The sequence below is a fragment of the Pseudomonas sp. XP2 genome, assembly GCF_053557975.1.
This window is the reverse complement of record NZ_JBNRIK010000052.1, coordinates 1-13,131: the sequence shown is the minus strand read 5'-3', so window position 1 is coordinate 13,131 and position 13,131 is coordinate 1. Positions and strand designations below refer to the sequence as shown.

12 protein-coding genes and 1 pseudogene are annotated in these 13,131 nt (G+C 62.4%); 5 read left to right on the top strand and 8 right to left on the bottom strand.

The annotated features are described in order from the left end of the window. Nucleotides 1–200 precede the first annotated feature (200 nt). Both ACK1VC_RS28520 and ACK1VC_RS28515 read left to right on the top strand, forming a co-directional pair. Nucleotides 201–584 (top strand): hypothetical protein, encoded by a 384-nt coding sequence (locus ACK1VC_RS28520; RefSeq protein ID WP_016486780.1) that lies wholly within the window; start codon nucleotides 201–203, stop codon nucleotides 582–584. Nucleotides 585–598: 14 nt separating this feature from the next. Then, nucleotides 599–1,564 (top strand): endonuclease, encoded by a 966-nt coding sequence (locus ACK1VC_RS28515; RefSeq protein WP_191087703.1) that lies wholly within the window; start codon nucleotides 599–601, stop codon nucleotides 1,562–1,564. A 39-nt stretch (nucleotides 1,565–1,603) separates the two neighbouring features. Here ACK1VC_RS28515 and ACK1VC_RS28510 read toward each other — a convergent pair whose 3' ends face one another. The 8 genes from ACK1VC_RS28510 to ACK1VC_RS28475 form a co-directional block, all read right to left on the bottom strand. Then, nucleotides 1,604–2,578, bottom strand: a complete 975-nt coding sequence (locus ACK1VC_RS28510; protein ID WP_016486778.1) for a 2-hydroxyacid dehydrogenase — start codon at nucleotides 2,576–2,578, stop codon at nucleotides 1,604–1,606. 1 nt (nucleotide 2,579) lies between these two features. Further along, a complete protein-coding gene (locus tag ACK1VC_RS28505) occupies nucleotides 2,580–3,881 on the bottom strand; it encodes an MFS transporter (protein ID WP_145914206.1) in 1,302 nt (433 codons plus the stop codon). A 55-nt stretch (nucleotides 3,882–3,936) separates the two neighbouring features. After that, on the bottom strand, nucleotides 3,937–4,887 hold the full coding sequence (locus tag ACK1VC_RS28500; protein ID WP_191087702.1) for a sugar kinase: 951 nt from the start codon (nucleotides 4,885–4,887) through the stop codon (nucleotides 3,937–3,939). Beyond that, the gene (locus ACK1VC_RS28495; protein ID WP_191087701.1) at nucleotides 4,880–5,659 is read right to left on the bottom strand and encodes a sugar phosphate isomerase/epimerase family protein; all 780 of its coding nucleotides are present in this window, start codon (nucleotides 5,657–5,659) and stop codon (nucleotides 4,880–4,882) included. Before ACK1VC_RS28495 ends, ACK1VC_RS28500 begins: the two co-directional genes overlap by 8 nt. 66 nt (nucleotides 5,660–5,725) lie before the next feature. Further along, nucleotides 5,726–6,745: a transcriptional regulator PtxS gene (ptxS, locus tag ACK1VC_RS28490; protein WP_191087700.1), complete on the bottom strand. Its 1,020-nt coding sequence runs from the start codon at nucleotides 6,743–6,745 to the stop codon at nucleotides 5,726–5,728. A gap of 347 nt (nucleotides 6,746–7,092) precedes the next feature. Next, on the bottom strand, nucleotides 7,093–8,340 hold the full coding sequence (locus ACK1VC_RS28485; protein ID WP_060516313.1) for a cytochrome c: 1,248 nt from the start codon (nucleotides 8,338–8,340) through the stop codon (nucleotides 7,093–7,095). 12 nt (nucleotides 8,341–8,352) lie between these two features. Further along, complete coding sequence (locus ACK1VC_RS28480) at nucleotides 8,353–10,137, bottom strand: GMC family oxidoreductase (RefSeq protein ID WP_023047892.1); 1,785 nt, start codon at nucleotides 10,135–10,137, stop codon at nucleotides 8,353–8,355. Nucleotides 10,138–10,140: 3 nt separating this feature from the next. Beyond that, nucleotides 10,141–10,887, bottom strand: a complete 747-nt coding sequence (locus ACK1VC_RS28475) for a gluconate 2-dehydrogenase subunit 3 family protein (RefSeq protein ID WP_016486771.1) — start codon at nucleotides 10,885–10,887, stop codon at nucleotides 10,141–10,143. Nucleotides 10,888–11,160: 273 nt separating this feature from the next. On the opposite strand from ACK1VC_RS28475, the gene pmrG reads away from it, so the two are divergent. The 3 genes and pseudogenes from pmrG to ACK1VC_RS28460 all read left to right on the top strand — a co-directional run. Then, complete coding sequence (pmrG, locus tag ACK1VC_RS28470; protein ID WP_016486770.1) at nucleotides 11,161–11,850, top strand: lipopolysaccharide core heptose(II)-phosphate phosphatase PmrG; 690 nt, start codon at nucleotides 11,161–11,163, stop codon at nucleotides 11,848–11,850. A 2-nt stretch (nucleotides 11,851–11,852) separates the two neighbouring features. Then, complete coding sequence (locus tag ACK1VC_RS28465; protein ID WP_191087698.1) at nucleotides 11,853–12,674, top strand: phosphatase PAP2 family protein; 822 nt, start codon at nucleotides 11,853–11,855, stop codon at nucleotides 12,672–12,674. 241 nt (nucleotides 12,675–12,915) lie between these two features. Further along, nucleotides 12,916–13,131: pseudogene (locus ACK1VC_RS28460) on the top strand (type IVB secretion system protein IcmH/DotU); the annotation flags it as partial.

Sequence of the window (13,131 nt, the reverse complement as noted above, 5' to 3'; positions counted from 1 at the left end):
CCCCCCCCCCCCCCCCACCCCCCCCCCCCCCCCCCCCCCCCCCCCCCCCCCCCCCCCCCCCCCCCCCCCCCCCCCCGCTCCCACAAACAGCCGCGCACGCCAGGGTTAAGCATTACCCGCTTTTACCCCCGCTTAACCCAAGTTGACAGTCACCTTGCCTAAGCTGGCCAACACTCGAACCCGGCCAGCAGGACACACCCATGCTTCCCTTCACCCCTTGCTTCCCCAACACGCTGCGGCACGATGAAGTACCGCTTGCACTGCTCGACCTGGTCCAGCAACGCCTGGCCACGCTGCTCGGCCCCCGCTTCACGGTGGTACTTGGCGGCAGCGGCAATGGCGCGGGGGTCAGTCATTACCACCTGGCGATCCAGCACAACCAGAGCGGCGTTTCGCTTGAGGACTACGGCGACGTCGGTGCCGGTTTCATCGAGCGCCTGTTGCGCATGGGCGCCCAGGTCAGGGACATGCTCGACTCGGCCACGTTCAGCCGTATGGCAGGGGACGCCCCGGGCCGACCGCTGGTATGGCTCAGCGAGCTGGCCAGCCACGGGGAAAGCATTACAATGCGCGCCCCAATCTGAAATATGTTTTTCTCATGAAATCACTGCTTTACGCCTTAACCTTAGTGTTTTCCTTCACCTTGCCTGCCTTGGCCAACCCCCCGGCGACGTTTACCGAGGCCAAGGTGGTAGCCAAGCAGAAGGTGTACCTGGACCAGGCCAGCAGTGCCATGGGTGACCTGTACTGCGGTTGCAAATGGACCTGGGTGGGCAAGTCGGGTGGGCGCATCGATGCCGCTTCGTGCGGTTACCAGACGCGCAAGCAGCAAAACCGTGCCGAACGCACCGAGTGGGAACACATCGTGCCCGCCTATACGTTCGGCAACCAGCGCCAGTGCTGGAAGAACGGCGGCCGCGAGCATTGCGTGGACAACGACCCAGTGTTCCGCGCCATGGAGGCCGACCTGTTCAACCTCTACCCGGCCGTGGGCGAGGTCAACGGCGACCGCAGCAACTTCAACTACGGCATGGTCGCTGGCAATGCCGGCCAGTATGGCCAGTGCACCACCAAGGTCGATTTCGTCCAGCGTGCCGCCGAACCGCGCGATGAAGTCAAAGGCCTGGTGGCTCGCACCACGTTCTACATGTTCGACCGTTACCAGCTGAGTATGTCGCGCCAGCAGCAACAACTGCTGATGGCCTGGGACAAACAGCACCCGGTGTCGGCCTGGGAGAAAGAGCGCGACCGGCGCATCGCCGCCATCATGGGGCACGCCAACCCGTTCGTGAGCGGCGAGCGCAAGTGGACGGCCGACTACAAGCCGGTTGGCAGTGGCGTGGTACAGGCGGTGCCGGCGAAAGCCGCCAAGCCAGAGCCCAAGCCGAGCCTGGCCAGTGTCCAGTCAGTCGGGGCCGTGCTTGGCAACCGCAACAGCCACGTTTATCACCTGTCTGTAGGCTGCCCGGGCTACAACCAGGTCGCAGCCAAGAACCAGGTGACCTTCGCTAACGAGGGTGAGGCGCAGGCAGCGGGCTATCGCAAGGCAGGTAACTGCCGATAGACCTGTATTGTACGGGGGCCGCATAGCGGCCCCTTGTTCTCACGTTCTGCACACCTCATTCACCAAATTTGCCGGCCGCTCACCGGCCAGTGCGCTCAGCAGGTTGTCTACCGCGCAACGCGCCATGGCCTGGCGGGTTTCCTCGGTCGCGGAACCGATATGCGGTGTCGCTACCACGTTATCGAGCTGCAACAGCGGAGAGTCTACTGATAGCGGCTCCTGCACAAACACATCCAGCCCCGCGCCACGTATGCGCCTGGCCCGCAACGCTTCGACCAGCGCCTGCTCATCCACCACGCGCCCCCGTGAGATGTTCACCAGGATCGCCTCAGCCTTCATCAACGCCAGCTCTCGTGCACCGATCAGGCCTTCGGTACTGACGCTCAGCGGCACGGTCAGGCAAACGAAATCTGCCTGCTGCAACAACTCATCCAGGCTGCACTGGCGTGCCGCATGGCGCGCCTCCACCTCCGGTTTGGCACGTTGGCTGTGATACAGCACACGCATGCCGAAGCCGGCTGCCGCGCGCCGGGCCAAAGCCTCGCCGATGCGGCCCATGCCGACGATGCCCAGCGTCTTGCCGTGCACATCACTGCCAAAATGCCCCGGCCCCAGGTTGGCCTGCCAATGGCCGTCACGCACCCAGTTCGCCAGCTCCACCACCCGCCTGGCGGTAGCAAGCATCAAGGCAAAGCCGGTGTCGGCAGTGGTTTCGGTCAGCACGTCAGGTGTGTTGGTCAGCATCACGCCACGCCGGCTGAGTTCGGCAACATCGTAGTTGTCCACGCCCACCGAAACGCTGGACACCACTTCCAGCTGCGGCGCCAAGTCAAGCAGGCTGGCATCCAGGCGCAGGCTGGCCCCCAACAACCCATGCGCCCCCGGCAACGCGTCGCGCAGCCGGGCCAGGCCATCTGGCTGTGTGGTGTCCACCCAGGTCACCTCAACGTGGTTTTGCAGGCGTGCCATCAAGTCGTCGGACAGGCGTTTGTAAAGGACGATTCGCTTCTTCATTTCAGGTTTCCTGAGGGTTCATGGCCAGCCTCGCGCTGGCGCGCTTGGCCCGGCCGGACGTCTGGGGGGTATTGAGTGCAGCGGTCAGCGCCACAGCTGCCAGCAGCGCGCCGCACATGAACAGGTAAGAGGCGCCGGGCCCGCCGGTAGCGCCATTGAGGTAGCCCACCAACCACGAACCGCCGAACGAGCCCAACGCGCCCATGCTGTTGATCAGCGCCATGGCCCCGCCTGCGACGTTTGCCGGCAGAATCTCCGGCACGATTGCGAAGAACGGGCCATAGGGCGCGTACATGCAGGCGCCTGCGACCACCAGCAACGCGTACGACAGCCAGAAATGTTCGCTGCCCAACGCGTACGAGCCATAGAACGCCACAGCGGCAACCAGCAGCGGCGGCCAGACGAAGCGCTTGCGCTTTTGCAGGCGGTCGGACGCCCAGGACACGCCCACCATCGCCAGTACCGCCGCCAGGTAAGGCACCGAGGCCAGCCAGCCGGCCTGCACGATATCGACGTTGGCCGCCTGCTTCAGAATCGACGGCAGCCACAGCACGAAGCCGTACACGCCAATGCTCCAGCAGAAGTACTGCAGCGCCAGAATGATCACCTGTCGCGAGCGGAACGCCTCGCGATAGTTCTTTACCGGCTTGATGCCCTGTTGCTCAGCGGCCAGGGCCTGCGCCAGGTCGGCCTTTTCCTGAGCGCTCAGCCACTTCACCTGGGCTGGGCGGTCATCCACCAGGCGCCACCAGAAGAATGCCCAGATCACCGCAGGCAGGCCTTCGATGATGAACATCCAGCGCCAGTCGTAATGCTTGATCAGGTATCCCGACACCACCGACATCCACAGGATGGTCACCGGGTTGCCGAGCATCAGGAAGGTGTTGGCGCGCGAGCGCTCGGCGCGGGTGAACCAATGGCACAGGTACACCAGCATTGCCGGCATGACGGCGGCCTCCACCACCCCGAGCAGAAAACGGATACCGATCAGCATGTAGACGTTGCTGACCATGCCGGTGAGCGTGGCAAGGCCGCCCCACAGGATCAGGCAGACGAAGATCAGCTTCTTCACGCTGCGCTTTTCGGCGTAAATGGCGCCGGGTACCTGGAAGAAGAAGTAACCGAGAAAGAACAGCGCGCCCAGCAGGGAAGACAACACGGGTGTGATGTGCAGGTCTTCGGCCATGCCAGAGGCAGCGGCGAAGCCATAATTGGCGCGGTCCAGGTACGCCAGGCTGTAGGTGACGAACACGATCGGGATGATGTACCACCAGCGGCGAGGTGCCAGGCTTTGGCTTTGCATGGTTTTGTTTCTCCTGAGCTTGTTGTTTTTGTCGCAACAGGTCTTTCGGGGCGGCTCACGCGCTTCTTCGCAGGTCGTGGGCCTCCAGTTCATGGCGCTGCGGCATCCCTTCCATGTCGCCGCGTGACTGCACGGCACGGCTGCCGCACCAGTTGCCGCGCGCGACCGCCTCTTCCACCGCACGTCCCTCAAGCAACGCGCTGAGCACGCCGACAGCAAAGGCATCACCCGCACCGACGGTGTCCAGCACACGGCTGACCGGCACCGGTGCTACCTGCCCTTCGCCCTTGGCGCTGCGGTAATAGGCGCCGGCGTCGCCCAGCTTGATCACCACCAGTTCCACCCCTTGGTCGAGGTAGAACCCAGCGATGTCCGCCGGGGTGTGCTGGCCAGTCAGCAACCGCCCCTCCTCCAGGCCCGGTAAAACCCAATCGGCCTTGGCGGCCAGGGCATTGATTTCGCGCACCATGCTGCTTTGATCGGGCCAAAGCGAGGGGCGCAAGTTAGGGTCGAACGAGATGCTGCGCCCGGCTGCGCGCATGGCATCCAGCAGCGCGTGGGAAAGCGCCCGGCAGCCTTCCGACAGCGCCGGCGGGATGCCGGTGGCGTGCAGATGGCGTGCCTGCAGCAAGCCTGGGCCTAGCGATGTGGGCGACAGCTTGCTGGCTGCCGAACCACGGCGAAAGTACTCCACTGCCGGGTCGCTGCCATCATCGCAGCGGGCCTTGAGCTGAAAACCCGTCGGGTAGCAGGCATCCACCTCGACACCGGAACAGTCCAGGCCTTCGCTGCGCAAGCTGTCGAGCACAAAACGGCCCAGTGAATCGTTACCGACGCGGCTCAGCCAGCGCACCTTGAAACCCAGCCTCGCCAAGCCGATGGCCACGTTACTGTCTGCACCTGCTATGCGTTTGCCGAACTGGCCGACACTGGCCAGGTCGCCTGTCTGCTCGGCAACGAACATGGCCATGGTTTCGCCGAAGCACAGCACATCATGCTCATGCATGGGCCACCTCCTCGACGGCGCTCAGTGCAGCCAGGCTACGCACTTGTGCCCGGGTGAGCGCCAACAGGTCTTCACCAACCAGAGGGTACTCGACGGCGCGCACCACGCCGGGCGCGAACTCGGCCATCAGCGCTGCCCACGCCTGTAGGTCCGCCGCTTCGGGCGGTGTGGCAACCAGACGGCCATCGGCCCGGCGCTGCACAGCCTTGCAATGTACATAGCGCACCCAACGGCCGAGTTGCCGAGCGGCTTGCCGCGCAGGCTCGTCCTGCCACTGCCAGTTGCCGATGTCGAAAGTCATGCCCAGGCGCAGCCCTAGCGTGTCGGCCCGCAGAAAGAACTGCAGCAGCGGCTCGATCCTGCCACCCTGTGCAGTCTGATCGTTTTCCACCAGCAGCAGCGGCCCATGAGCAGGCAGCAGCGTCGCCAGAGCCATTACATCGCAGTGCTCATCGAAATGCCCCAGCGATACCTTCAGCGCCACCGCGCCAAGTGCCCGAGCGGTCTCCAGCTTCTGCACCAGTCGCGGATCGGGCACGCCTTGCGCGGTCCACAATTCAAGGGGGCTCGAGTACAAGCATTCCAGGCCCAGTGCGGCAACGACTGCACCGAGTGCGGTCGCGTCCGGTGCGCTGGCAAACAATTCTTCGCGCAACTCCACTCGGCTGACGCCAGCGGCTGCCAGCATGTCCAGGAACTGCTCCTGGCCACGTTGCCGCACAAAGTCGGCGCCGTAGCTTGAGAGGCTGATGGAAACGGGGTTCGGGTGCATTGTTTTTATCCTTATGAAACCGGTTTCATTTTTAGTCGGCAGCCGCAGGCGCAAGCCTGCCGTTGCTTACTGGGGTTGGGTTGAGCCGCGGATGATCAGGTTGGCCTTGAAGTCGATGCGGCGGGCGGCGCCGCTGTCGCCGCGCAAGCGATCGAGCAGGCTTTCGAATGCCGCCACACCAATACGCTCGGTGGGTTGGGCCAGTGCCGTGATGCCTTTGCCGACCAAGGGGTACCAATCGAGGTCGTCGAGGGCAATCAGCCCGACGTCGGCAAACAGATTGCACCCAGCCTCCTGCAGGGCGCGGGTCACTGCCAAGGTGGCAACGCCGTTGAAGGTGAACACTGCTTGCGGGCCATGGCCACGGCCGGCAAGAAACGCAGCCACTTGGTCCGGCAACCCGGCGTTGATTTCCAGCACCTGCTGACGCATGCCGGGCCGGCGACTGACCGACGCCCCGAATGCCTGCACCCGCTCCAGGCGCGAGCTGGTGCCATCGAGGGGTTCGCTGACCGCCAGGATATCGCGGTAACCTTGGGCCTGCAGGTGGTCGAGGGCCTGCTCGACCGCGTCGGCATTGTCCAGGCCCACCAGGTCGACATTCAGCTCAGGCAATTGGCGGTCGACCAGCACCATGGGGATGTCACGCTGCAGGTTGAGCAATTCGCCGGGGTGATGGCCGAGCGTGTTCACGATCAACCCTTCGACGTTGTAGCTCTGCAGGGCCACCAGGTGGTGACGCTCCTGCTCGTCGTCGCGGTTGGTGTTGCACACCACCAGGCTGTAACCGTGCTGACGGCAGGCGGTTTCCACGCCATGCATCACGGCCACTGAATAGGGGTTGAGAATATCCGCCACCAGCATGCCGATCAGTCGCGTCTGACCGCGCTTCAGGCCGCGGGCCATCTGGTTGGGGCGGTAACCAAGACGTTCGATGACCTCTTCCAGGCGCTTGGCCGTGGCTTCCGCCAGCAATTGGCGATCGCCACCGATGTAACGGGAGACGGTGGCTTTGGAAACACCAGCGACACGCGCCACTTCGCTGATGGTGACCCGTTCGCGGGCATGGGCAGGCGCGTCGGTCATGGGCTGTCCTTATGATTATTGTGATAGCGATGAAACCGGTTTCAATACAGCAAAACTACGGCAGTTCGTCAACCTGCCGTTGGTCAGGAACCGTCTGATTATCTTGAGTTATTATCTGAACAATATCTTATAGGTTCCTGATAAATATGGACTAGATGATAGCTCTGTGGGCGCGGGCATGCCCTCGAAAAATCCAACGCGGTGGCTGGCACGGGCTTCGCCCGTGTTCGCGGGACAAGCCCGCTCCCACAGTGATCGCATCAAGCTTTGAGATATTGAGCAAGGCAGGGGCTCCCACAGAGCGCCTGCCAACGCAATCAGCCGTTTACAGCTCTGTGAGGACGCAGTCAGCGAAGCGACTTCACATCACCGGCCGTAACAGCGCTACCCTGATTACCCCAACTGCTGCGGATGAAGTTCACCACCTCTGCAACCTCCTGGTCGCTGAGGCGCCAGCCGAATGCCGGCATGGTGAAGTTCGAGGGCGCGGTGTGCGTCGCCGGCACCGTCCCCCCCGCCAGCACCACGTGAATCAGCGACGTGGCATCTGCAGTCTGTACCACCGGGTTGCCAGCCAACGCGGGGAACACGCGGGTGTAGCCTTGGCCATCGGTACGGTGGCAGGCCGCGCAGTTGTCGATGTACACCGCCGCCCCGGGTTTGCTGTCGTCGCCCTTCCACAGCGCATCCGCCACCTGCTTGTCGTAGACGTGCGGCTGGTCATTCGGGTTACTCGGCGGCAGGGTCTTCAGGTAGCGGGCGATTGCGGTAAGGTCGGCGTCACTCATATGCTGCATGCTGTGCTCAACCACATCGCTCATGCCGCCGAACACGGCGCTGCGATCACTGCGCCCAGTCTTCAGAAACTGCACCAGTTGCGCCTCGCTCCAGCTGCCCAGGCCATCCTTGTGGTCGCCACGCAGATTTTTCGCAACCCAGCCTTCCAGCGGTGCGCTGCCGGCCAGGAACTGATCGCCATCTGCAGGGCTCAGCGCCTTTTCCTGCATGGTCAGCGCACGTGGGGTATGGCAGGCGCCACAATGCCCAAGGCCTTCGACCAGGTAGGCTCCACGGTTCACCACAGGGTCAGCTGCTGCCGATGCCTGCCAAGGCTTGGCCTCTGGCGCGAACAGGCCGCGCCAGATTGCCAGTGGCCAACGCATGCTCAGCGGCCAGGGAATGTCAGTGGCCTTGTTCGTTTGTTCGACTGGCTCCACGCCTTTCATGAAGTAGGCGTACAGCGCCTGCATGTCCTGCTCGCTGACCCGTGCGTACGACGGATAAGGCATGGCCGGGTACAAGGTGCTGCCATCCTTGCCGATACCCTTGCGCACAGCCTGGTCGAAGTCGTCGAAACTGTACTGGCCAATGCCGCTGGCCGCCGGGGTAATGTTGGTGGAGTACACCGTGCCTATGGGTGTTTCCATCGGCAGGCCTCCGGCAAAGGGCTTTCCGCCCTTGGCGGTGTGGCAGGCCACGCAGTCACCGGCGCGGGCCAGGTACTCGCCCTGGCGCACCTGTGCATCGTCATTAGCCAAGGCCTGCGCGGCCGCGGAGGCACCCAGCAACAGGGTTGCGATCAACATTGTCTTCATGCTCATCGCTCCTCAAGCCTGGACCAGCGGGCCAGGGTTTTTCAGGTACTGCTCGCGAATGGCACGTGCAGACCAATAGGTCAGCGCGGCCACCAGCCCGGTCGGGTTGTAACCCAGGCCCTGCGGGAACGCCGAAGCCCCCGGTACGAACACGTTATGCACGTCCCAGCTTTGCAGATACCGGTTCAGGGCGCTGGTTTTGGGGTCGGTGCCCATGATCGCACCGCCGTTCAGGTGGGTGGTCTGGTAACTGGCGGTGTTGAAGTGATCCTTGACCTGCTTGCCCAGCACCGCAATGGCCTTGGGGTTCATCGCCTGAGCGATCGTGCTCAGTTTGTCGACCATGAACTGGTTCATCTTGATGTCGTTTTCCTGCCAGTCGAAGGTCATGCGCAACAGCGGCTGGCCGTAGGCGTCGCGGTAGGTGGGGTCCAGGTCCAGGTAATTGGCACGGTAGGACTGGTGCGCACCGTGGGCGTCCATCGACACCTGGTGGGTGTAGTAGTCGGCTGTGGCCTTCTTCCAGGCACTGCCCCAGGCAGGCGTGCCCGGCGGGTTGGAAGTGCCGGCAATCGGCCGGCTGCCAGCCTGGTTCACCCACATCGGCGAGCCGCCGACAAAGCCGTGGGGGCCATGGTCGAAGTTGTCGGCATTGAAATCGTCAATGGCAATGCCGTTGCCACCCGCGCCGATGAAGTTGTTGGTGTAGGTGTTTTTGTCGAAGAACGCCTTGACCGTGCCCATGTTCTGGTAGGCAAAGTTACGCCCGACCACACCTTCGTTCTTGACGGGGTCATAAGGCTTGCCGATGCCGGAAAGCAGCATCAGGCGCACGTTGTTGAACTGGAACGCCGCCAGGATCACCAGCTCCGCCGGTTGCTCCACCTCGCGCCCCTGGGCATCGATGTAGGTCACCCCGGTGGCTTTGCGCTTGCTGTCGTCCAGGTTTACCCGCAGCACATGGGCATTGGGCCGCAGCTCGAAGTTGGGCACCTGGCGCAGCGCCGGCAGAATGTTCACGTTGGGCGAGGCCTTGGAGTACATGTAGCACACGTAACCGCTGCAGAAACCACAGAAGTTGCATGGCCCCATCTGTGCCCCGTATGGGTTGGTGTAGGGCCCGGAGGTGTTTGCCGACGGCAGGTTGTAGGGTTTGTAGCCCAAGCTGGTGGCGGCTTTTTCGAACAGTCTGGCCGACACCACGTTCTTCTGCGCGGGCAGCGGGAAGGGGTTGGAGCGGTCCGGCGCATAGGGGTTACCACCCTTCCCTTCACCGACCACCTGGCCGTTGACGGTCCACGCCTGGCCTGAAGTGCCGAAGACCTTTTCGGCGAAGTCGAAATACGGTTCCAGCTCTTCGTAACTGACGCCGAAGTCCTGGATGGTCATGCCCTCAGGGATGAACTTGCGCCCGTAGCGCTCTTCGTAGTGGCTGCGCAAGCGCAACTCCACCGGGTCGACCCGGAAGTGCACGCCCGACCAGTGCAGGCCCGCGCCGCCCACGCCCTTGCCCGGCAGGAAAGCACCGAGCTGGCGATTGGGCAGCGCGACGTCATTCACGTTGTGGCGGACAGTGACGGTTTCTTTCGACACATCCACGAACAGCTTCTTGCGCACGCTGTAGGTCAGCTCATCGATCACTTGCGGGTAGCTGCCTTCCGGGTAGGTATCCTGCATCGGCCCCCGCTCCAGGGCCACCACGTGCAACCCGGCCTCGGTCAGTTCCTTGGCCATGATCGCGCCAGCCCAGCCAAAGCCAACGATGACCGCATCCACTTTGTTCAACACAGTCGCCATGCCTCAGGCCCTCTCGCCACGGATCGATACAGCCGGGAACGGGTAAGGCTCGTTGCGTTCGACCCAGTCCATGAAATCGGCGCGGGCGCCGGGGAAGCCGATCTGGGTCCAGCCGACCATGCCTTTGTTGCCACCATGGATCGGGTCGCAAAAGAACCCTTCACGGGTGTTCTGCACCAGCAGGCTGAAAAACACCTTGGCCGGGACCGTGTCGAATACCAGCTCTCCTGCCTCGACTTTGCCAAGAATACGGTCGCGGGTAGCGCTGTCTTGTTCAGCAAAAACCTGCCCACCATTGGCTTTGCACCAGCCGTCCACGGCAGCAATGCCCAGACGGTAGATTTGTTGCGGGCTGAGCTGTAGTTGATAGCCCAGTTCGGGCGCAGCGTCGGCGTTGAACGGGCCTTGCATGTACCACTGCGCGCCAGTGGCGTAGGGGGTGTTCATCTGGCGGTCGATAAACTCGGCGGCGCCGGCTTCGAGTGCGCCGGGGCCAAGCTCATCGGCCGGGATGATGCGCGACACCGCAGCTTGTACAAAGGCCCATTCTTCGGCGCTGAAGAACGTCGGTTGATAGTGGCCCGCAGGCGGCGTGGCCGGCACTTGTGGTGGCTGATGCGGTTGCGGGGCCGCAAGCAGCTGGCTGGCGCCCACGCCAAGCCCTGTGCTGGCCACGGTCACGACTGGGATCAGGGTCAAGGTCTTGCGCAGAAAATCCCTGCGCGGGTTGTCTGGGGCATGCTCAGGCATTGCGAATCCTCATCGGCTGTGCGGCGGCCTTGATTAGCGCCATCTGCTTTTCTGTGGGAGGTGATCTTGATAGGCCATCAAGAAGACAGCCGAATAATCTAGCGCGTTCAGAAATATTATGAAACCGGTTCCATACTTGACATATCATCACGTTAGCCACCCGCATGGCTGAAGGGTCAAGGCTTTTTTCACATCTGTCTCACCCTCTACCGACATCCCGCTACCTACAGTGCCGACGCTCTCTTATGGAGCGAGCTGACTGGAGTGGCAAATATGCTGCAAAGTGTTATCGACCCATCACCCGCCTCACGCCATGCGCAGGTACACCGATTGCCTTGGGGCAAGGCGTTATTCGCAGTCTTGTGCGTACTGTCAATTCTGGGTGTTGCAGCAGCCTGGGCGCATACCCGCACGGCTATCGCTGACCTCGGCACCGCCCATCACCTGCAGCACAGCGGGCTCGAAGCCGCCTGGGCGAAAGGCTCGGTGATCGTGGTGCTGCGCCATGCCGAACGCTGCGACCGCTCCAGCAGTGCTTGCCTGGGTGACCCCAGCGGTATCACGGTCGCGGGCAGCCATGTTGCCGCCGATGTAGGCCACGGCCTGCAGCATCTTGGTCTGGGCGCAGCCGATGTGTGGGCCAGCCCGGAGGTGCGGACCCGGCAGACCGCACAGGCCATGTTTGGTAAGACCATTGCCACGAAAGGCTGGCTTAATCAATGTGACGGCCACTTCGCCGAAAACGCCCTTGCCCTCAAGCGAAACGGCCACAACCTCGTGCTGGTCAGCCACAGCGGCTGCATGGAACGGCTGGAGCAGGCGCTCGAAGTACCTGCCAGCACGACCTCGAACAGCTATGCCAGTGCCCTGTTCATCACCCAGGGCAACGATGGCAAGGCGAAACTGCTGGGCCAGATAGCAGCCAGTGAATGGCGCAAACTCGTTGATGCCAAGGAGCTCTGAACATGCCACCCTCTCGCACCACTTTTTACCGCAATAACCTGCTGCTGCCGCTGTTGCTGGCTGCCATCGTGTTCATTGCATTCGACCTCACAGAGCTCGATCGCTGGATCAGCAACCTGCTGCTCGACCCGACCACCGGCCAGTTCCCGCTGCTGCACAACCAGTGGTTCGAGAAAGCCACCCACAAATGGCCGCGCATCCTGCCGGACTGGACCGGTGAGCTCGCCGTCATCGGCAGCGTGCTGTCGTTCATCTGGCCGCGTCTGGCCAACCGACCTCAACTGGGCCTGACCCGGATGCTGGAAAAGGCCCGTATCGCACCGGTGCTGCGCTTTACCACCCAACATCGCCGCGACCTGCTATTCGTGGTGGTGGCATTCGCACTGAGCACCACCGTGATTCATTACCTTAAAAGCCATACCAGCGTGTATTGCCCTGTGGAAACCACCCTGTATGGCGGCCCGCAGGCCCGGGTCGAGTGGTTCGAAAACTTCTCGTTATGGAACAAGGCCGGTGATGGCCGCTGCTGGCCGGGGGGCCATGCCTCCAGCGGGTTTACTTTGTTGGCGCTATATTTCGTGGCCCTACGCCACCGCTGGGCGCATGCGCGCAAGTTGCTGGTGGCAATTCTGCTGATCGGGTTCATGTACGGAACTACCCGCGTGCTGCAGGGCTGGCACTATATGTCTCATACGTTCTGGGCCGGGATCTTTGTCTGGCTTACAACTTGGGCAACGGCATTGTTCTTCTACGGGCGCGTCGCGTTGCAGACGCCTGAAAACAGCCCTGCCATACGTGCCACTGCTGTGCCGCAGCCCGCTTAGTAGAGGCTTACAAGCCCCCAAAATTAACGGTAACTTATACAAACTTGTCGACCCATTCTCTGCTGATAATAATTTCAAAATAACTTGAAGCGAAGCTTCCTACAGCTATTTAGGAAGTTTCAATCTCCCATAGAAATTGATTCCTCGTTAGTCTTCAGGCTTTCGCGAATTGCTTGCGCCCGGTCACAGGGAAGTTCGCAGGCATTGCGTGAATTGACCTGCTAATTGACGAGGATTAAGGATGTCCAGACGGTCCGATGGCACTGAAAACCCGGTGCCGCTCAAGAAAAAGCCAGTCCTGCTTGAGGATATGGAGCAAAGCCAAGAGCCCCGTCCCGGCGCTGATCCTCAAGTCGCAATGGCGCTCCCCGGCTACCCCGCCGACCCGGAGTTCCAGCTGCGTGGCGGCTTCGAAAACCTGATGCTCGACGCGGCGAGCCCGCTGTTCGGTCTGGTC